Source organism: Paenibacillus polymyxa, from assembly GCF_015710975.1.
Lineage (GTDB): Bacteria > Bacillota > Bacilli > Paenibacillales > Paenibacillaceae > Paenibacillus > Paenibacillus polymyxa.
This window is the reverse complement of sequence record NZ_CP049783.1, coordinates 5,449,307-5,469,876: the sequence shown is the minus strand read 5'-3', so window position 1 is coordinate 5,469,876 and position 20,570 is coordinate 5,449,307. Positions and strand designations below refer to the sequence as shown.

The window sequence follows — 20,570 nt, the reverse complement described above, 5'->3', positions numbered from 1 at the left end:
TGTGGAAAGGAAAGTGAAACGATGGCTTCAGAAAATTCATTTGATATCGTCTCCAAAATGGATATGCAGGAGTTAACAAATGCGGTTCATCAGACGGAGCGTGAAATTGAAACGAGATTTGATTTCAAGGGGAGCAAAAGTAGCCTCAAGCTTGAGAAAGATGCTCTTACGATTGCATCGGAAGATGAATACAAGCTGAATGCGGTGATTGATATTTTGCAATCTAAAATGGTCAAACGAGGTCTATCCCTTAAAAATGTGGAATTTGGAAAATTGGAACCAGCCTCTTTAGGTTCAGTGCGTCAGCGTCTTTCTCTTAAGCAGGGAATTGATCAGGATAACGCAAAAAAAATTAATATCCTTATTCGGGATTCCAAGCTAAAAGTGAAAAGTCAGATTCAAGGTGATCAAATTCGAGTAACTGGAAAAAATAGGGATGACCTACAGGCCATTATTCAATTGCTGCGGAAAGCTGATCTGCCGTTGGAGCTTCAATTTACAAACATGAAATAAGCCGTTTTCTCTCATAGATTTTGTAGGACTAAACGTTGCTTGATGTGCAGCAGGTTATTTTGACATGCGTTTTGCGCCATATTATACTTGTAACGAAAATGCAGACATTAAGGTGTATAACGCTCGTCGAAAGCGATTTTACATAGGATTGATTTCAATCCGAAAGCTGCCATTTGTAATCAAGTACGATAATCAGGGGAGAGTGTGTTGTGAATTTACCCAACAGAATTACAATAACGCGGATTTGCCTTATCCCGGTGATGATGCTGGCTTTGCTGGTGGATTTTGATTTTTATCCGCCACCGATTGAGATCGGTGCTTTCAAGCTGCCGTATAATCAGCTGATTGCGGCTATTATTTTCCTTGTAGCAGCCAGCACAGACGGCCTTGACGGATATTTGGCTCGTAAAAATAATATGGTCACCAATTTGGGCAAGCTGTTGGACCCCCTTGCTGATAAGCTGTTGGTAACTGCTATTTTGGTTTCTTTGGTAGAAATGGGAAAAATTGATTCATGGGTTGTCGTTGTGATTGTCAGTCGTGAGTTTGCGGTTACGGGTCTAAGACAGATCGCTTTATTGGATGGCTCTGTGGTTGCTGCAAGCAATTGGGGGAAATTAAAGACGATCATCCAGATCGTTGCTATTGTAGCACTGCTCATTAATAATTTCCCGTTTGTTTTTCTGGGTATTCCGTTTGATTTAATAGCGATATGGGCAGCTGTGTTAATCACCATTTATTCGGGTATTGATTACTTTGTAAAGAATATCCATTTGCTGAGCTCCTCTAAAGTGTAACAGGATAAATCTTATGGAAACAGCAATAGGGACTTAACTTATTGCTGTTTCTTTACATAATTCCCACAATATACGCATCATAGGAGGACGAATTGATGAAAGCTGAAATTATTGCAGTAGGAACAGAGTTATTACTTGGACAAATAGTAAATACAAATGCCCAATATTTATCACAAGAGCTAGCTACAATCGGCATTGATGTATATTTTCAGACTGTAGTTGGCGATAACATGGATCGACTTCAGGAAGCGGTACGACTTGCTCAGAAGCGTGCGGATATTATTTTGTTTTCTGGTGGGCTGGGACCAACTCAGGACGATTTGACAAAAGATGCGATAGCGGCTGTATTGGGGCGGAAATTGCAGATAGATCGTCTTGCCATGGACAAGCTTGATCAGTTTTTCCGGAACCGCGGGGTCGAAATGACCGAGAATAACCGCCGGCAGGCGCTTTCTATTGAAGGAGCCACTCCGCTTGAAAATGAGACAGGTTTAGCTATAGGGGATGCGATTGCACAGGACGGTAAATTTTATGTTGTTTTGCCCGGACCGCCTAAGGAACTTAAACCTATGTTTGCAAATCATGCCAAACCTTGGTTGCTTCAGCAGGCATTGAGCGGTGAGGAGATGCCGATTTATTCGAAAATGCTAAAATTCGCAGGGATCGGTGAGTCAGCTCTTGAAACTCGCTTGCTAGATCTGATCCAATCCCAGACGGACCCCACGATTGCTCCTTATGCCAAGGAAGGGGAAGTTACGATCCGTATATCCACCAAGGCGGCCAGTGAGAGTGAAGCTTTAATTAAGCTGACTGCCACGGAAGTACAAATTCAGCAACGTCTTTCCGAATATATGTATGCAAGTGAAGATGTTACGCTGGAGAAGGTGATTGTAGATTTAATGGCCAAACGCGGACTCACTGTGAGTGCGGCGGAAAGCTGTACAGGCGGTATGCTGATGGAACACATCACTTCTATACCTGGCAGTGCTGTTATGTTTCAAGGTGGAATCGTGTGTTATTCCAATGAAATGAAGATGAAATTGCTCAATGTGCCCTATGATTATTTGGAAGGCGACCATGCGCCAGGCGCAGTGAGTAAGGAAGTAGCCCTTGTGCTTGCAGAGCAGGCAAGAATGATTATGGACAGTGATTTCGGACTTTCCGTTACTGGTGTAGCTGGGCCCGGATATTCCGAGCGGAAGCCAGTTGGTCTGGTGTATATTGGTATTGCTCAGCGTGACAAGGAAACGGAGGTATATGAGCTAAATTTAAGCGGTAACCGTGAGACCATCCGTTTGCGATCCGTCAAAGCTATCTTGTACAGATTGTGGCGTCGATTGGTAGAGAACGAGAAACTCTCTTAATTATCGATGAGTTGTTTTAGATAGATATTCATGATATAATCTTCTTATCGGAAGAACCGTTGCAAAGCTTTTTGCCAGCGGTTCTTTTTTCGTTTTATGAGAAAGGTTTAATTATAGAAGAGAGTTGTGGGAAATAAAAAAACGAATGTATGTTCGAAAAAATGCTTGGCAAGCGTGTCAAAACAAGGTATTATTAAAGTACAAACAATGAAGGATGTGAGTTTATTGTCAGATCGTCGTGCTGCGCTGGATATGGCGCTCCGTCAAATAGAAAAGCAATTTGGTAAAGGTTCCATTATGAAGTTGGGTGAGTCTACTCACATGCAAGTGGAAACAATCCCCAGTGGTTCGATTGCTTTGGATATTGCGTTAGGAACGGGCGGCTTTCCAAGAGGCCGGATTATTGAAGTATATGGACCGGAATCATCCGGTAAAACGACAGTAGCTCTTCATGCTATCGCAGAGGTGCAAAAAACAGGCGGACAAGCCGCCTTTATCGATGCCGAGCATGCGCTTGATCCGTCGTATGCGAGCAAGCTGGGTGTCAATATTGATGAGTTGTTACTATCGCAACCAGATACAGGTGAGCAGGCATTGGAGATTGCCGAAGCTCTTGTGCGTAGTGGGGCAGTGGATATTATCGTCATAGACTCTGTAGCGGCACTTGTACCGAAGGCAGAGATTGAAGGCGAAATGGGAGATTCCCATGTCGGTCTTCAAGCGCGTTTGATGTCACAGGCATTACGTAAGCTGTCTGGAGCCATTAATAAATCGAAAACCATTGCTATCTTTATCAACCAGCTCCGTGAAAAAGTAGGTGTTATGTTCGGTAACCCTGAAACTACACCAGGTGGACGTGCTTTGAAGTTTTACTCTACGGTACGTTTGGATGTTCGTCGTATCGAAAGCTTGAAAATGGGTAACGACATCGTGGGTAACCGCACACGTATTAAAGTCGTGAAGAACAAAGTTGCGCCTCCTTTCCGTCAGGCCGAAGTGGATATTATGTACGGTGAGGGTATTTCCAAAGAAGGAAGCTTGATTGACATCGGTACGGAGCATGACATTGTCGACAAGAGCGGAGCTTGGTATTCCTACGAAGGCGAGCGCCTTGGTCAGGGACGTGAGAATGCAAAGCAATTTTTGAAGGAAAATCCGAACATTGCTAGTACGATTGAGCAAAAAATCCGGGTGGCCAGTAATTTGATTACAACAATTGCTCCACCGACAGAAGAAGAGTTGGCGCAGGAGGCCAAGGAAGAACAGGAATTGCTGGAGCTTGAATAAGCTTGCCTGAGACTTCGCTTTTGATCTGTCATGTGAACTGTAGCCAGGGATTATGGTACAGTCCGTTTGAATAGCATAATTCTGATGCCCTGCACAGGTGTGCAGGGCATTTTTGCATCAAATAAAGTCTGCTTTGTCAGCAGAATCTAACTTTTGCGTAGCAGGTGATCATAGGCTGCTTTCGTGAATTTCAAAGTGAGGGAAACTAGTGCAGTTGGACGATAAAGATGAATACACTTCGGAAGAAGATAAACAGCAAGGGATTTCTCTTTTTCCAGATCATGTGGAATTGATGATTACTAGAGTGGAGCAGGGGCAGAGACGCAACCGTGGAAGATACATCATTCATTTTGGTCCATATTCACTGTCTGTATTGGAAGATGTAATGATCAAGTACAACATGTTCAAAGGAACGTCATTCGTCAAAAAAGAACTAGAAGATATCGTTCTGGCAGATGAAAAACAACAGGCTTATGTACATGCGCTGCGCTATTTGGGGCAAAAGCCTCGTACACGTCAGGAAATTGCCCAGCGTTTAGCGCAAAAGGAAGTGGATCAGACTGTTATTGATGAGATATTGGTGCGATTGCAACGGGAGAAGCTTGTAGATGATGATTTATACGCCCGTCAGTGGGCAAGACAGCGTATAACAAGCCAACGTAAGGGTAAGATGTGGATCAGACAAGAACTTCGTCAGAAGGGCATCTCTAAAGCCTCTATCGGGGAAGCATTAGGTGAGATCACTGACAATGAGGAGTGGGAGAGTGCATTGTCGATTGGACGTAAAAAATGGAATCAGGTACGTGGTGATATAATGGATAAAAAAAGGAAAACATTTCCGTTTCTTATGAGACGCGGATATTCGGGGGATATGACACGCCGCGTGGTCAATCATCTCAGTGCGGCTGAGCAAGACGGAGCTTTCGATGACGAGGAATTACTGCATTGGGAGGAATAAGTTGCAAAACGGTAGCTGAACTTCTGGCTAGATGAGCTGATTATGATATGGACAGCTGCACGGTAGTCTACTAATGTTTGCATTCCCTTGACAATGCCATTTGTCAAATAATAAAATATATATGAAACGATATTTGTGGAGTGCCCTTTTTCCTTCCAAAAAAGCGGAATCCACGGTAAAGTTCTCATCGCCAAATAACAAGTGATGCCGCTATGCCAGGCGGAATTGTACGTGTGAAAGCATGTGCATATGAAATGAAGCGACCTTGAGTCGTTATCTTAGTTTGACGATCAAAGTAAATGTGACAATTTCAAAAAGTCCCAAGGAATGCCTTGGAGGAACCAACGGGGAGGTGAACAGTATGATGACTGCGATCTGGTTCGTTCTCGTTGCTGTAGCCGCGTTATTCTTTGGGTTCGGGATTGGTTATTTTATTCGCAAATCTATTGCAGAAGCTAAGATCTCCAGTGCGGAAGAAGCTGCCGCGCAAATCGTGGAGAACGCGAAAAAAGAGGCAGAAGCGCTGAAGAAGGAAACGGTATTGGAAGCGAAAGATGAAATTCATCGCATCCGTGCCGAAGCTGAAAAAGAAACTCGTGAACGTCGCAATGAAATTCAACGACAGGAACGAAGATTGCTGCAAAAAGAAGAATCGCTGGATAAAAAATTGGAATCGCTGGAACGCAAAGAAGAACAAGTGGCCAACAAAGAGAAACGAATCGATGAAACCCAGCAGCAAATTGATTTGATTTACAAGAGCCAGGTAACTGAGTTGGAGCGTATTTCTAATCTTACGATGGAGGATGCAAGAAGTATTATTCTGACCAACGTAGAGCAGGAAGTTCGTCATGAAACAGCTCAGATGATTAAGGAAATTGAACAGCAGGCCAAAGAAGAAGCGGACAAAAAGTCCCGTGAAATCATCACACTGGCCATCCAACGCTGTGCGGCAGATCATGTAGCAGAAACGACGGTTTCTGTTGTGACATTGCCGAACGAAGAAATGAAAGGCCGGATTATCGGACGCGAAGGCCGTAACATTCGTGCACTTGAAACCCTTACTGGAATCGACCTCATTATTGATGATACGCCGGAAGCTGTTATATTGTCCGGATTTGATCCGATTCGTAGAGAGATTGCGCGTACTGCTCTTGAGAAGCTCGTAGCGGACGGACGGATACATCCGGCTCGTATTGAAGAGATGGTGGAAAAATCCCGTAAAGAGGTGGACGAACGAATCCGTGAGTATGGTGAACAGGCCACCTTTGAAGTGGGTGTGCATAGCTTGCATCCGGATTTGATCAAGATCTTGGGACGTCTCAAGTTCCGTACGAGTTACGGACAGAACGTATTGAAGCACTCGATGGAAGTTGCATACTTGACAGGTCTAATGGCCGGGGAACTGGGCGAGGACGTTGTACTGGCAAGACGGGCAGGCTTGCTGCATGACATCGGGAAGGCGCTGGATCACGAAGTGGAAGGATCACACGTTGAAATTGGCGTGGAACTGGCGAAGAAGTACAAGGAACACCCGGTCGTTATCAACAGCATTGCTTCACATCACGGCGACTGCGAAGCGACTTCAGTGATCGCCATGCTGGTTGGAGCGGCAGATGCTCTGTCAGCAGCAAGACCGGGAGCGCGGCGTGAAACGCTAGAGACGTACATCCGTCGTCTAGAGAAGCTCGAACGCATCTCCGAATCTTTTGAAGGCGTTGAGAAATCATACGCAATTCAAGCCGGACGCGAAGTTCGTGTCATGGTACAGCCAGAGAAAATTGATGATGCGGAAGCATTCCGATTGGCCCGCGATATTACGAAAACGATTGAGAATGAACTGGATTATCCAGGGCATATTAAGGTTACCGTTATTCGCGAGACCCGTGCGGTAGAATACGCAAAATAAAAGCATTTCAATGAAAAGTGGCCGCTGCTTGTAGGGCCACTTTTCATTATGTAAGGCAGACTAGGGAGGGTTTTCTATCAACGTATTATTTATTGGAGACATCGTCGGCAGTGTAGGCAGAAAGGCACTGAGGGAGAATCTCCCTTCGCTAAAATCAAAATACAACCCGCATGTTATTATTGTGAACGGAGAAAATGCAGCTTCGGGAAGAGGAATTACTCAAGCCATCGCCAGAGAGTTTTTTGATTGGGGCGTTCATGGGATTACGATGGGCAATCATACATGGGACAATAAGGAAATATTTGATTTTATAGATGATGAGCCGCGGATCATCCGTCCGGCTAACTTTCCGCCAGGGACACCAGGTCGGGGTTACACTGTTGTAAAAGGTGGAGGTAAGGAACTAGCCATTGTTAACCTGCAAGGTAGAACCTTTTTGCCAGCTATTGACTGTCCATTTCGGGCAGCAGATGAAATTGTAGACGAGCTGCGCAAAAAACATAAACATATTCTAGTAGATTTTCACGCTGAAGCCACTTCCGAAAAAATTGCCATGGGCTGGCATCTGGATGGACGTGCATCAATCGTGGTAGGAACACATACACACGTACAAAGTAATGACGATACGATTTTGCCACAAGGAACTGCGTATCAGACAGATGCGGGAATGGTAGGTCCTTATGAGGGCGTGCTTGGTATGCAGAAAGAGGCTGTATTACAGAAATTTCAGACCCAGCTTCCGGTACGCTTTCAAGTGGACATGGGCAAATGGCACTTTCATGCCATCAGCGTAGAGCTCAATGATGACGATGGGAAAGCCCGTAAAATTCAGAAAATCAGGCTTAAAGAAGACGAATGGCGGATGGATTAACTTTGTTGTGAGCTACTTAAGGAAAGAATAAGGAAAACTGTCACCAAAAAGCAGGAATTTTTTGCTGACCCTCGAATAACATCTAATAGTGGAATCAAACCATCATCATTCCCAGGGGAGGTACTTACTATGGATGTATTAAAAGTATCAGCAAAATCCAATCCCAATTCAGTTGCAGGCGCACTCGCAGGAGTACTGCGTGAACGCGGAAATGCAGAATTACAGGCGATTGGAGCGGGTGCACTAAACCAAGCCATTAAAGCGGTAGCCATTGCCCGGGGATTTGTCGCACCAAGCGGAGTGGATTTGATTTGTATTCCTGCTTTTACAGACATTGTTATTGATGGAGAAGATCGGACTGCGATCAAATTGATTGTAGAGCCAAGATAATAAATGGAAGTTGCCTGAGCCTGTTTACGTTTTGTAAACGGGCTTTTTTGCTTTGTGGTTTAATTACTATGGTTTTCAAAATAAATTTGTGGGCTTTAATCCAATGGGGGTATAGTGCATGAATGATAAGTTTGAAGCGAATTGGCCAGTTGTTGACCTTCACTGCGACGTGTTATGTAAGATGCAACTCGATTCGCAGGTAGATTTCAGTCATTCATCGCTTGATGTCACAAAAGAGCGTTTGCTAGAAGGCAATGTAAGATTGCAAACATTCGCTATATATATTTCACAGGTATTGGGTACACCGAAATTTGAGCATGTGGTTCGTCAAATTGAGCTGTTCAGGCAGCATGTAACTTCTACCTCAGGTGGGTTAAAACCTTTGCTGTGGAAAGAAGACTTGGCAGCATTTAAAAATACGTCCGCTATACGTCAAGTGGAGCAAGCAAAGCAGACAGACATAGAGAAGCAAGCAGGAGAGATAACGAATTGGGATGGTAATGGGACGAATCATACAGAGTCACCTTGGGCGTTACTCTCACTCGAAGGGGTAGATGCGCTGGAAGGAAATCCGTTTTATGCGGATGTGTGCTATGCATTGGGAATACGGTTGATCGGGCTGACGTGGAATTATGCAAATTGGGCAGCTGATGGTATTATGGAGCTTAGAGGTGGGGGTCTAACCCGCAAGGGACGTGATTTGGTCAATCGCTGTAATAGTCTGGGACTACTGCTAGATGTATCGCATTTGTCCTTACAAGGCTTTTGGGAAGTGATGGAGGAGGCGGCCTTACCGCCCATCGCTTCGCATTCGAACGCCTTTGCGAGATGTGCTCATCCCCGTAACTTGCGGGACGAACAGATTCGGGCGCTGATCGCCCGCAACGGACGAATTGGGTTGACCTTTGTCACGATGTTTCTGAAAGAGCAGGGTACAGTACACGCTGAGGATCTGTTACCGCACATTGAGCACATTTGTTCATTGGGTGGCGAAAGACATTTGATGTTCGGCTCTGATTTTGACGGTATCGAGGCCCATGTGCGAGGACTGGAGCACGCGGGGAAATATCCGGCTTTTGCAGAACTACTGCTGAAACATTACTCTGAGGAGCTGGTCAAGGGATGGCTTGGAGAACATGCACTGGACTATTTAATAACAAATCTGCCATCTAAAATGTTGTCCTAAATAGCTTAATATCGCAGTTGTTTTCGGCTGAGCATTTTCTTGACAAAGCGAGAACGATTACGAAATAATTGGAGCATCCGAGGATTGCATGGTGCTAAAATAACGCTTTCCGAAATTGGGCATACGTAGAAGCGAGCCTGAAAGCACCATGCTATACCGCCATACTAGAGGGGAGCTCCGTTACATAATGCTGATAAAAAAGGTTACCTGGCTTGAACTCTTTTATGATTTATTGTTTGTAGCAGCTGTCTCCAAGGCGACTCATGTTTTACTACATGTTGAGCATGGTAGTGTTGGTTGGCATAATTTAGAGAAGTTTATTTTGATTTTTATTCCGATCTGGTGGGCATGGGTGGGGCAAACAGTCTATAACAATCGTTTTGGTCAAGACAGTATAATGCATCGAATTTTTATGATTTTGCAATTATTTTTTGTGTTAATCATGACTGCTAGTCTTAATATAGATTTTGATGCGTATTATGTATCTTTTTTTGTTGGCTATATTGGCTTAAGAGGTTTGACTGTCGTTCAATATTTGCTTTTGGCCCCCAAGGAAACGGCTCATAAACAGGAAACAGCTCGTTTTTTTGGAACCTATCTTTGGGTTGGGATCGTTATCTCTAGCTTCTCCCTTTTCTTCGACTCGTGGGTTCGATATTTAATTTTGTATATTGGCATTGCGGTTGATATCCTCGTTCCATTAATCGGTCGTAAAAAATTGGTGATCACACCTATCCATACAGAGCATCTTTTGGAGCGTTTTGCACAGTTCACCTTAATCCTGCTTGGAGAATCAGTGATAAGTATACTTTCTGTTTTACAATCCGATCATTTCACGATCTCTTCCATTGTATTTGCTGCTTTGACATTTGTATTGGTCATCGCAATCTGGTGGCAATATTTTGAGAATATAGAGAAGCGCGTAGACAAATCCAAACAAACAGCAGGACAGACTATTATCTATGGTCATTTGTTTATTTATCTTTCTCTTAGCATGCTTGCGGCTTCCATACAGCTCTTGTTTTTAGGGCAAGCAGCCTATACTTTTGTGCTTTGCTTTACTTTTGCTTCTGTTTTTATTTATTTTTTGTCAGTTTTGCTGGTATTCCATCAGTACAGATTGAGTCATCTTAAACCTCGTCTCAGAGTCATTCTTTTCTTAACTGGAATCCTCTGTGCGCTGTTTATTCTGAATATATTTATTGTAGTTCCTCATCTCATCGTAGCTGAGATCATGCTTTTCTTTCTTCTGTTTGCAAAAATGACGGTTTGATCCCAGTTTTATATGGACGATATGTATGGCTGGTTAGGGCGAAAAAGGGAACTTTATGCGCTATCCTTTTCTTTCTTGTCGAAATAGGAGTATAATAGCATAGATGTGTAAAGTATTGTATAGAGAAAAAGGAGTGACCACACGATGACTAAAATCGTACCTGTCGGCGTTTCCGCCCGTCATATTCACCTGACTCAAGAGCATATTGAAATCTTGTTCGGAGCAGGCTATCAATTGACTGAATTTAAACCTTTGTCCCAACCAGGACAATTTGCCGCAAATGAAACGGTAGCTGTAATTGGTCCTAAAGGCCAATTTGATAAGGTTCGCATTTTGGGACCAGCTCGTCCAGCTTCCCAACTGGAAATCTCTCGCACAGATTCCTTTGCTATTGGTGTAAAGGCACCTGTACGCGAATCCGGTAGCATTGATGGTACACCAGGAATTACAGTGAAAGGACCAGCCGGAGAAGTGGAACTGCAAGAAGGCGTTATCGTAGCAGCCCGCCATATCCATTTCCATACATCCGATGCAGCTAAATGGGACATTAAGGACAAGCAGTTGCTGAAAGTACGTGTTGGCGGCGAACGTGGCCTTGTATTTGAAAATGTTCTTGCACGTGTGTCCGATTCTTTTGCTTTGGATATGCATATTGACACGGATGAAGCGAACGGAGCCGGTGTGAAAAACGGTGACACTGCTGAAATCGTAGACTAATACACGTATTGAATACACAAGTTGTAAAGTCCGATTCTTGCAAAAGAGTCGGGCTTTTTTTATATACTATAAATACACCAATGCTCACCTATATACATAAAAAACTTTGTGCATCACACTGCATCTGATTCGTATCCGGGGATGATCTATGGCTATGACCTATAAATCATGCTATAATTTAGTGTAATGCCTTTTTCAAAGGTTTTTTTGGAGCATAAAATAAAATAACCAACTGCCTAAAGATACAGTAAATCACAAATTAGCTCGTGAAATAGATGGTGTAAGGAGTGACCAGCGAATGGCTAAGGAAACAAAAGATTACTCCAAATATTTTGATTTCTCGGATGCGAAGATTATTTCTGAAGATGAGCATAGCAAAAAGATTCGTATTCGCGGACGTGAAATCAACATTATGGCGGAGCCGAACCATAGAAAAGAAAAGCAGCGTGGTAAAGAGGACGTACAGGTATTGTATGATAACGCAGTCCCGGATGAGCTAAAGCATATCGGTGAGGGCAAGCATTATATCGTATATACATTCGGTTGCCAGATGAATGAGCATGATTCCGAAACAATCAAAGGTTTGCTGGAGCAAATGGGCTACCAGGCAACCGAGGATCGGAAGGAAGCAGACATCATTTTACTGAACACATGCGCTATCCGTGAAAATGCGGAAGATAAAGTGTTTGGTGAGCTGGGTCACCTCAAGCATCTCAAAACAGAAAAGCCAGGACTTTTGCTTGGTGTGTGTGGCTGCATGTCGCAGGAAGAGAATGTCGTGAACCGCATTATGCAAAAACACGGTTTTGTCGATATGATCTTTGGTACCCATAATATTCACCGTTTGCCTCAGCTCGTTAAGGAAGCACTCTTTAGCAAAGAAATGGTAGTCGAAGTGTGGTCCAAGGAGGGCGACATTATCGAAAACCTGCCGAAGAAGCGCGAGGGTATGCGGGCTTGGGTAAACATCATGTACGGCTGTGATAAGTTTTGCACCTATTGTATCGTTCCCTTCACACGTGGTAAGGAAAGAAGTCGCCGACCAGAGGATGTTATTGCTGAGGTACGGGATTTGGCCCGTCAAGGATTTAAAGAGATTACCTTGTTGGGTCAGAATGTCAATGCCTATGGCAAGGATTTGAAGGATATGAATTACAGATTCGGAGATCTGATGGATGATATGCGCAAAATCAATATTCCGCGTGTACGTTTTACGACCTCTCATCCGCGTGACTTTGACGACCATTTGGTTGAAGTGCTTGGTAAGGGTGGCAATCTGGTGGAGCATATTCATTTGCCTGTACAATCCGGTAATACGGATATATTGAAGAAAATGAACCGAAAATATACTCGTGAGCGTGTTCTGGAACTGGCCGCGAAGATAAAAGCAGCTGTTCCGCATGCTTCTCTGACAACGGATATTATCGTCGGTTTCCCGGGTGAAACAGACGAACAGTTCGAAGATACTCTATCTTTGGTGCGTGAAGTGGGCTATGACTTTGCCTACACATTTATTTATTCACCACGTGAAGGCACACCAGCGGCTTCGATGGAAGATAATGTGCCTATGTCGGTAAAAAAAGAGCGTCTCCGGCGTCTGAACATTGCTGTGAATCAAAACAGCCTTCGCTTTAATAGTCGATTGCGTGGCGAAGTGGTGGAAGTGCTGGTGGAAGGCGAGAGCAAAAATGACAGCAACGTGCTTGCTGGTCGGACTCGTTCCAATAAGCTTGTTCATTTTGAAGGATCGAAGGACCTGATTGGTTCCTTTGTCCAAGTTAAAATTACAGAACCTATGACCTTCTACATTAAAGGTGACTTGGTTCAAACGCCAGTAGCGGTTAACGGATAAAAAGAATAGTCTAGCGGGCTGCATGCGGTTTGAATAAAAGGCTGCGTGCAAGACCATCTAAGTGAGAAAAGGAGCGATGGACAATGACAGAGGAGCGGTTGCAACAAACAGAACTTCAATCGGCGGCGCGCCAGCATGATCATTTGGTCAATCGCGATATGATATTGGCAAAGGCCAAAGAGTTGGCGGGTATTCTGGGCAGCAGTGAGGAAGTACAGGTGTTCCGGAAAGCAGAAGAAAAGATTCAGGACCATGAGCGCATCCAGCAACTGATTGCAACGATGAAGAAGAAGCAAAAGGAAATTGTAGCATTTGAATCTTTAAAGAATCAAAAAATGATTGCTAAAATAGAGGCTGAACTTCAGGAGCTACAGGAAGAGCTTGACGGTATTCCAATTGTAACAGAGTTTCAGCAGAGCCAGGTGGAAATTAATGAGCTACTGCAAATGGTGATCACGGCCATCCGTGATACGGTTGCTGAAAAGGTGAACGTAGAAGAGGGGAAGGTCACTTCCTCCTCTAATTGCAGTGACTAGAATAAGATTTGTGGTGTGGAGGCTTAGCTTCCACGCCTTTTTTTCGGAAGCAATTAGTCATCGTATATGTTCATGGGACATCAAGAGAATTGCGACAGCATAGAAGGGATGGAAGAGAGGGAATGGATAAGTTGCGTAAGATGCTAGAGGGTGAAGATAATACCTTTTGGGAGTATTTAGGATGTGAGCTGATCACAGCTGACGCTAACGAGGCACATATCGCTTTGGAGGCCAAACAACATCATACCAATGTGATGGGGATTGTACATGGGGGGGTGCTCACTTCATTGATGGATCAGGCGATGGGGATGGTCAGTATGGCTTCAAGAAATATGGATCCATGTGTAACAACGAACCTGAATGTTCATTTCTTGTCAGCCATGGGACAAGGACGACTGGAGGTTAAAGCACGGATTATTCATCAGGGAGGCCGCACTATAACCACCGAGGCAGAAGTAAGGGATAGCGAAGGTACACTCGGTTGTACAGCTACAGCAACGTTCCGAGTGTTGCGTCAACAAGCAAGTGACTCAGGCAAGGCCTAACGCTTGACAAAAATTTTTATTATGTCATAATGAATTTATCAAAACGATATAATATGGTGATGCCAATGGATAGCAATCGTATAAACGAAGAGGCGCAGAAGGCGTCTTATAACATTAAGAAATACCGTACCCCGGATGGTGCTCCGGCGGATATCGTAATGTTTACTTTAACGAAGCGTGAGCGCAAGACGGTAACAAAGACATTGCCGATTCGTGAGCTGAAAGTGATGCTCATCAAGCGCCGGAGTTGGCCGTTTGCGGGACGCTGGGCGTTGCCTGGAGGGTTTTGTCAAGAAGATGAATCCATATATGGAGCGGCCAAGCGGGAACTGTTAGAGGAAACCGGTGTAGACGGCGGGCATCTGGAGTATTTGGGCGTATATAGTGGACCAGGCCGTGATCCGCGCGGGTGGATCATATCGCATGCATTTTTTGCGTTGGTAGAGGAATGGATGCTAGAGCAGCGGCAGGCGGCTGATGATGCTTCTGAGGTCGGGTTATTTACGATCAGAGAAGCGTTGGAGGAGTTGGAGCTGGCGTTCGATCACCGGGATATCATAGTCGATGCTTATCGCAAGATTCAGTTGCAGATGCTTCAGACAACGATAGCCAAGCAGTTTTTACCGCCACATTTTACACTGGGTGAATTGTATCAGGTGATTCAGAGCGTCGTACCGGATTTCGAAGAGCCGAATTTTATTCGCAAAATAACATCGACTCGTAGCAGACAGGGAATACTGGAAGAGGTTCGGGATGAGAACGGTAAACCGCTGAGTTCCAATCAATATTCACAAAGACCGGCCCAGTTGTATCGCTTTAGTGATAGAGTACCACGTTTATCTATCTATACGTAACGTTTAATGGTATAGATTACGCATAGAGCGTGCAATCTCACTTTGATGATAAGGGGCTGACTGTACGATGAAAGCACTGATTGTTATTGATTACACGAAGGATTTTGTGGACGGTAGTCTGCCTGTGGGACAACCTGCGATTGAGCTGGATGAACGGATCACAGCCATCACGCAGGCCTATGTAGAGCAAGGGGACTTTGTTGTCATGGCTGTTGATTTACATGAGGAGAATGACCCTTATCACCCGGAGAGTAAGCTGTTTCCTCCACATAATATACGTGGAACCGATGGACGACAATTGTATGGTAAGCTTCATCGCCTATATGAGCAACAAAGTGATCGTATCTACTGGTTGGATAAAACACGGTACAGTGCTTTTGCTGGTACAGATCTGGAACTCAGGTTGCGCGAACGCGGGATTCTGGAAGTACATCTGATTGGTGTGTGTACAGATATTTGTGTGCTGCATACGGCTGTGGATGCTTATAACAAAGGTTTTGCTATTACCGTATATAAGGACGCTGTGGCGAGCTTTAATCAGGCGGGACATGACTGGGCTTTGGGCCATTTTGAGGGAAGTCTTGGAGCCACGGTGTGGTCGGCTGAAGATACGTTTTTGGGCCAGAAGAAGTAAAATAACTGAATGATTGTGCACCAATGTCCGATAACAAAATGGAGTCGGATATTGCTGAATCTGGGCAGATAAGACGGTATGCCGTCACCAAGCCAGGGACCAGGGACAGTCAGAGAGGATGATACGATGAAATCAACGAGCCTCGCATTACATACAGATAAATATCAGATTAATATGATGTACGCCCATTGGGTGAACGGAAGTCACCAACGTAAAGCTGTGTTCGAGGCGTATTTTCGTAAGCTCCCTTTCGGTAATGGATATGCCGTGTTCGCTGGTCTGGAACGCATTGTGAATTACATCTCAAATTTGCGGTTTACAGAAGAGGACATTCGCTATCTGTCAGAGCAGGAGGAAAAGTACGATCCCATGTTCATGGAGGCATTGCGCCAGTTTAAGTTTGGCGGAACGGTCCATTCGATGAAAGAAGGGGCGCTTGTTTTTCCAAATGAGCCTCTGGTCCGTGTTGAAGGAACAATTATGGAAACGCAGCTTGTCGAGACGGCGTTGTTGAATTTTATGAATTACCAGACACTCATTGCGACAAAAGCATCGCGTATCAAGCAGGTGGCCAGTGACGATACACTGCTCGAATTTGGCACACGGCGTGCGCAGGAGGCAGATGCAGCCATTTGGGGAGCGCGTGCTGCTTATGTTGCAGGTTTCGATGCGACTTCTAATATGCTCGCAGGCGAACATTTTGGGATTCCGACAAAAGGAACACATGCCCATTCATGGGTACAAACCTTTATGACGGAGCAAGAGGCGTTTGACGTGTATGCGAAGGTTTTGCCAGATCAGGTTACATTGCTGGTAGATACCTTTGACACGCTGGAGAGCGGTGTTCCTCATGCGATTCGGACAGCAAAGATGCTGGAGAGTCAAGGCAAGCGTATGAATGCCATCCGTTTGGATAGCGGTGATTTGGCTTATCTATCTATTCAGGCCCGGGAAATGCTGGATGCCGAAGGTTTGGATTACGTACAAATTGTTGCTTCCAACGATTTGGATGAAAATACGATTTTTAATCTAAAAGCCCAAGGTGCACGTATTGATGTATGGGGTGTAGGAACACAGCTGATTACGGCTTCAGATCAACCTTCATTAGGCGGAGTGTACAAGCTGGTTGAGCGGGAAGTAGACGGTGAAATGCTGCCGACAATTAAGATCTCGGGTAACCCGGAAAAAGTATCTACACCAGGTAAAAAGGATGTATACCGCATTGTAGACAAGAAGAAAGGGAGAGCTGTAGCTGATTACATTTCTTTCCCGGATGAAGAACGTCCGCGCAATGGTAAGCGCCTGAAGCTGTTTAACCCTTTGCATCCATATATGAAGAAGTATGTTGAAAATTACGAAGCTGTACCGATGCTTGAACCTATTTTTATAAATGGACAGAAGGTATACGAGCTTCCCGAACTGGATGAAATTCGTGCCTATCATGCTTCACAGTTGAAACTGTTTTGGCCAGAATATTTGCGGAAGCTAAATCCTGAAATTTATCGCGTAAATCTTAGCGAGAAGGTGTGGGAGCTAAAGCAAAAGCTGATTGATAGCTACATGCAGCCTGAAGTTGAAGAAAAAGAATAATGTGAAAAGGCACCTCATTCATATATGGGGTGCCTTTTTGTGTCGGCGCATGTGTGGAATAAGAGCTTATTTATAAATTTCTCTCATCACATGTCGCAGTTCAGGGACAATAATGCGTTCCATTGCCAAACGAACGGCTCCGCGGGAGCCAGGCATAGAAAACACAGCTGTCTGGCCCACAGTACCCGCTACAGCCCGGCTTAATATAGCTGCTGATCCAATGTCCTCAGCAAAGCTTAAGTAACGGAAGATTTCACCAAAGCCAGGTAGTTCCTTATCCAGTAAAGAGGAGATGGCTTCATATGTAGTATCACGCGGAGAAATGCCAGTACCACCTGTTAAAAGTACAGCCTCGATGTCCTCATGTGCTGCAGCTTCGGTTACCAACTGTCGGATACCCTCATAGTCGTCTTTGACGATAACATATCGAACAACCCTATACCCATTCGTTTCTAGTAGTTCCTTGAGCAGTCGTCCCCCAGTATCGGTTTCCATGGTTCGTGTATCAGAGACGGTCACGACCATGCAGTTAACCTGCTGCGGAGACTCCCGTCGGTGCTCCTCTACAGATGTTATGTTCATTACAATCTTCACTCCTTGATTCATGGTTAAGCATATTCTTTTTTTACAATAGAGGAATGACCGACTGGATGCAAGTCAGAAACGAGGGATAAAAAGTTATGTGATTAATATCCTTGCGCTTGCACCTTGGAATATAGTACACTTCCTTACATAAGTCGGGATTTTCTGGGTTTATTTTGTTGAAAGCGCGAACATCAATTGATTAATTTCAAGGCTCAGCGGGTAATAGTACAGCAGGATCAACAACTGGGAGGTAATGTATTATGAATCATTCATACCAAAAATGCGTGGATGCTTGCCTGGAATGTATGAACGCTTGCAATGTATGCTATGTAGCAAGTTTGAAGGAATATGATTTAGCTATGCTGCGTGAATGTATTCGAGTGAGTAGGGAATGCGCAGAGATATGTGGGTTTGCTGCTCAAATGTTGCAGCGCGGAACGGATTTTGCCGAGGAAATCTGTGAGCTATGCGCCAAAGCCTGTGAGGTATGTGCTGCTGAATGTAGCAAGCATTCCCATAATCATTGCAAACATTGTGCAGAGGCCTGCCGTCATTGTGTTGAGGCTTGTCGCCAATTGGTGGCAGTGTAATTACATATACAGAACTAGTCCCTAAAGAGGGAATAAAAGGTTGCTTTCTACTAAATAGGTTTGTATAATGGTGGGAATTAACGTCAAGGAACGGGAGAGTAGCAACGGAACCGTATCATTACAGCGAGCCGGAAGAGGTGGAAGCCGGTATGAAATCCGATGTGAAGCGCACCCGGGAGACGGTTGATCCAACGATAAGAACTTCTAGTAGATCAACCCGGCTGACACCGTTATTTGTCAATGGAGTGAAATCGCGATTTGTGTAAGCTAGCTTTATCTACACAACCGATTTACGAAGAGTGGTACCGCGGGGATATCGAAGTTCTCGTCTCTTGATTATATCAAGAGACGAGGGCTTTTTTTGTTAGATCCTATAAAAAGAAGGAGAGAGGAACATGTTGTTGATGATTGCTACCCAAGCTATTTTAGCTCATACGGGCTTGGAGGAGAAAGAAGTTTTATCTTTATTCGAGGTGCCTCCGCAGCCTGAATGGGGAGATGTGGCGTTTCCCTGTTTTGTGCTGGCTAAGAAATTTCGAAAGTCTCCACAGCATATTGCAATGGAATTGGCAGAGCTAGTAAGCCATGAAGCGGGTCTAACCGCTACAGCATCGGGTGCCTATGTAAATATTACATTGGATCGATCTGTTCATATTCCACCGATGCTAGCTGAATTGAGCAAGACTGAGTTTCTCAAGCCCAATATTGGGCATGGACAGCGAGTAGTAATTGATATGTCCTCGCCCAATATTGCCAAACCATTTGGTATCGGTCATCTTCGCTCTACTGTTATCGGTGCCGCCTTGTATCGCATACTTAGTGAAACCGGATATGTACCGATTAGTGTGAATCATCTAGGGGATTGGGGGACACAATTTGGCAAGCAAATTGCGGCCTATAAAAGATGGGGCAATGAAGAGCAGCTACAACAGGATCCGATCGGGGAATCATTGAAGTTATATGTCCGTTTTCATCAGGAGGCTGAGCATGACCCGTCTTTGGAGGATGAAGGCCGCGAGTGGTTCCGACGTTTGGAGCACGGGGATACTGAGGCTCAACAACTATGGGAGTTTTTTGTTGAAGTCAGTCTGGGTGAATTTGATCGTATGTACCAACGTCTTAACATTTCGTTTGACCATGTGTTGGGGGAAAGCTTTTACAATGATAAAATGCAGGCAGTTGTTGCCCAATTAAGAGCAAAAGGATTGCTGGAGGAAAGTGATGGAGCACTTGTGGTTCGTCTGGAAGACGAGCAGCTACCGCCGTGTCTTATTTTGAAGAAGGATGGGACTACCATTTATCCCACCCGTGATCTGGCCACAGCGATTTATCGTCATGAAGTGATGAAGGCTGATCGGCTGTTGTATGTCGTTGGCGGGGAACAGAAGTTACATTTCCAACAGGTATTTGCGGTGCTCAAGCATGCAGGGGAGGCATGGGCAGAGCAATGTGAGCATGTACCGTTTGGTTTAATGCGGTTTGCAGGCAAAAAAATGTCCACAAGACGTGGCAAGGTGGTGAAACTGGAGGAAGTGCTGGATGAAGCTGTAGCGCGTGCTCAAGCCATTATTACGGAGAAGAATCCCAATTTGCTGGAACAAGAGGCAATAGCTGAAGACGTCGGCATCGGCGCGGTTATTTTTGGCGATTTAAAAAATAACCGTCTGAATGAAGTGGATTTTTCGTTGGAGGAGGCATTGACCTTCGAAGGTGAGACTGGCCCTTATGTGCAGTATACCCATGCGCGTATACGCAGCCTTCTGGAGAAAGCTCGCGCACGCGCTGATGTTGATTCTAATTCCAGTGACAACGTCCTTGGTCAAGAAGGGCATTCTCCTGATTTGAATATCGTTTCGGATGAAATGCTGGGTGACGCAGGTTGGGCCTTGCTTAAGCAGTTGGATCGTTATCACGGGCAGCTGATACGTGCTGCTCAGCAACTGGAACCTTCGGTTATTGCTAGATTTGCATTGGATACAGCACAGGCGTTCAACCGTTTTTACGCTAAGGAAAGGATTGTCGATGGTGGACAGTGGCGCATTCAGTTGGCGGAACAGACTGCAGATATGCTGGCAAGTACACTGCGACTTCTTGGACTGAAAGCCCCTAACCGGATGTAAGC

20 protein-coding genes and 1 other annotated feature are annotated in these 20,570 nt (G+C 44.8%); of the genes, 19 read left to right on the top strand and 1 reads right to left on the bottom strand.

Features of this window, described 5'->3' with window-relative positions:
- The first annotated feature begins 21 nt into the window (after window positions 1–21).
- The 17 genes from G7035_RS24765 to G7035_RS24685 all read left to right on the top strand — a co-directional run bounded on the left by G7035_RS24765 (window position 22) and on the right by G7035_RS24685 (window position 17,273).
- Window positions 22–513 (top strand): YajQ family cyclic di-GMP-binding protein, encoded by a 492-nt coding sequence (locus G7035_RS24765; protein WP_013370750.1) that lies wholly within the window; start codon window positions 22–24, stop codon window positions 511–513.
- A gap of 209 nt (window positions 514–722) precedes the next feature.
- Window positions 723–1,310: a CDP-diacylglycerol--glycerol-3-phosphate 3-phosphatidyltransferase gene (pgsA, locus tag G7035_RS24760; RefSeq protein ID WP_016821003.1), complete on the top strand. Its 588-nt coding sequence runs from the start codon at window positions 723–725 to the stop codon at window positions 1,308–1,310.
- A gap of 95 nt (window positions 1,311–1,405) precedes the next feature.
- A complete protein-coding gene (locus G7035_RS24755) occupies window positions 1,406–2,674 on the top strand; it encodes a competence/damage-inducible protein A (protein WP_016821004.1) in 1,269 nt (422 codons plus the stop codon).
- Window positions 2,675–2,899: 225 nt separating this feature from the next.
- Window positions 2,900–3,961 carry a recombinase RecA gene (gene recA, locus G7035_RS24750; protein ID WP_025364668.1) on the top strand — a complete coding sequence of 354 codons (1,062 nt, stop codon included), beginning with the start codon at window positions 2,900–2,902 and terminating at the stop codon, window positions 3,959–3,961.
- A gap of 208 nt (window positions 3,962–4,169) precedes the next feature.
- Window positions 4,170–4,919 carry a regulatory protein RecX gene (locus G7035_RS24745; RefSeq protein ID WP_017427955.1) on the top strand — a complete coding sequence of 250 codons (750 nt, stop codon included), beginning with the start codon at window positions 4,170–4,172 and terminating at the stop codon, window positions 4,917–4,919.
- Window positions 4,920–5,280: 361 nt separating this feature from the next.
- Complete coding sequence (rny, locus tag G7035_RS24740; protein WP_013309958.1) at window positions 5,281–6,825, top strand: ribonuclease Y; 1,545 nt, start codon at window positions 5,281–5,283, stop codon at window positions 6,823–6,825.
- A gap of 76 nt (window positions 6,826–6,901) precedes the next feature.
- A complete protein-coding gene (locus G7035_RS24735; protein ID WP_025364670.1) occupies window positions 6,902–7,696 on the top strand; it encodes a TIGR00282 family metallophosphoesterase in 795 nt (264 codons plus the stop codon).
- 129 nt (window positions 7,697–7,825) lie between these two features.
- Window positions 7,826–8,086: a stage V sporulation protein S gene (locus G7035_RS24730; RefSeq protein ID WP_007430104.1), complete on the top strand. Its 261-nt coding sequence runs from the start codon at window positions 7,826–7,828 to the stop codon at window positions 8,084–8,086.
- A 118-nt stretch (window positions 8,087–8,204) separates the two neighbouring features.
- On the top strand, window positions 8,205–9,272 hold the full coding sequence (locus G7035_RS24725; protein ID WP_019687014.1) for a dipeptidase: 1,068 nt from the start codon (window positions 8,205–8,207) through the stop codon (window positions 9,270–9,272).
- 187 nt (window positions 9,273–9,459) lie between these two features.
- Window positions 9,460–10,545 carry a low temperature requirement protein A gene (locus tag G7035_RS24720; protein WP_019687015.1) on the top strand — a complete coding sequence of 362 codons (1,086 nt, stop codon included), beginning with the start codon at window positions 9,460–9,462 and terminating at the stop codon, window positions 10,543–10,545.
- Between the two features lie 144 nt (window positions 10,546–10,689).
- Window positions 10,690–11,262: a phosphate propanoyltransferase gene (pduL, locus tag G7035_RS24715; RefSeq protein ID WP_016821010.1), complete on the top strand. Its 573-nt coding sequence runs from the start codon at window positions 10,690–10,692 to the stop codon at window positions 11,260–11,262.
- Between the two features lie 298 nt (window positions 11,263–11,560).
- Window positions 11,561–13,114, top strand: a complete 1,554-nt coding sequence (miaB, locus tag G7035_RS24710; protein WP_019687016.1) for a tRNA (N6-isopentenyl adenosine(37)-C2)-methylthiotransferase MiaB — start codon at window positions 11,561–11,563, stop codon at window positions 13,112–13,114.
- An 83-nt stretch (window positions 13,115–13,197) separates the two neighbouring features.
- Window positions 13,198–13,650, top strand: coding sequence for a YlbF/YmcA family competence regulator (locus tag G7035_RS24705; protein WP_016821012.1), 453 nt, complete (start codon window positions 13,198–13,200; stop codon window positions 13,648–13,650).
- A 122-nt stretch (window positions 13,651–13,772) separates the two neighbouring features.
- Complete coding sequence (locus G7035_RS24700) at window positions 13,773–14,195, top strand: PaaI family thioesterase (protein ID WP_016821013.1); 423 nt, start codon at window positions 13,773–13,775, stop codon at window positions 14,193–14,195.
- A 65-nt stretch (window positions 14,196–14,260) separates the two neighbouring features.
- Window positions 14,261–15,049 (top strand): NUDIX domain-containing protein, encoded by a 789-nt coding sequence (locus G7035_RS24695; protein WP_013370763.1) that lies wholly within the window; start codon window positions 14,261–14,263, stop codon window positions 15,047–15,049.
- Between the two features lie 67 nt (window positions 15,050–15,116).
- Window positions 15,117–15,683, top strand: coding sequence for a cysteine hydrolase family protein (locus G7035_RS24690; protein WP_019687017.1), 567 nt, complete (start codon window positions 15,117–15,119; stop codon window positions 15,681–15,683).
- Window positions 15,684–15,809: 126 nt separating this feature from the next.
- The gene (locus G7035_RS24685) at window positions 15,810–17,273 is read left to right on the top strand and encodes a nicotinate phosphoribosyltransferase (protein WP_019687018.1); all 1,464 of its coding nucleotides are present in this window, start codon (window positions 15,810–15,812) and stop codon (window positions 17,271–17,273) included.
- 66 nt (window positions 17,274–17,339) lie between these two features.
- Here the strand turns inward: G7035_RS24685 and G7035_RS24680 are convergent, their stop codons facing one another.
- Window positions 17,340–17,855 carry a MogA/MoaB family molybdenum cofactor biosynthesis protein gene (locus G7035_RS24680; RefSeq protein WP_019687019.1) on the bottom strand — a complete coding sequence of 172 codons (516 nt, stop codon included), beginning with the start codon at window positions 17,853–17,855 and terminating at the stop codon, window positions 17,340–17,342.
- 263 nt (window positions 17,856–18,118) lie between these two features.
- On the opposite strand from G7035_RS24680, the gene G7035_RS24675 reads away from it, so the two are divergent.
- Complete coding sequence (locus G7035_RS24675; protein ID WP_016821017.1) at window positions 18,119–18,448, top strand: four-helix bundle copper-binding protein; 330 nt, start codon at window positions 18,119–18,121, stop codon at window positions 18,446–18,448.
- A 77-nt stretch (window positions 18,449–18,525) separates the two neighbouring features.
- Window positions 18,526–18,784: a binding site (T-box leader), on the top strand.
- Window positions 18,785–18,843: 59 nt separating this feature from the next.
- Window positions 18,844–20,568 carry an arginine--tRNA ligase gene (argS, locus tag G7035_RS24670; RefSeq protein ID WP_019687020.1) on the top strand — a complete coding sequence of 575 codons (1,725 nt, stop codon included), beginning with the start codon at window positions 18,844–18,846 and terminating at the stop codon, window positions 20,566–20,568.
- The last annotated feature ends 2 nt before the right edge of the window (window positions 20,569–20,570 follow it).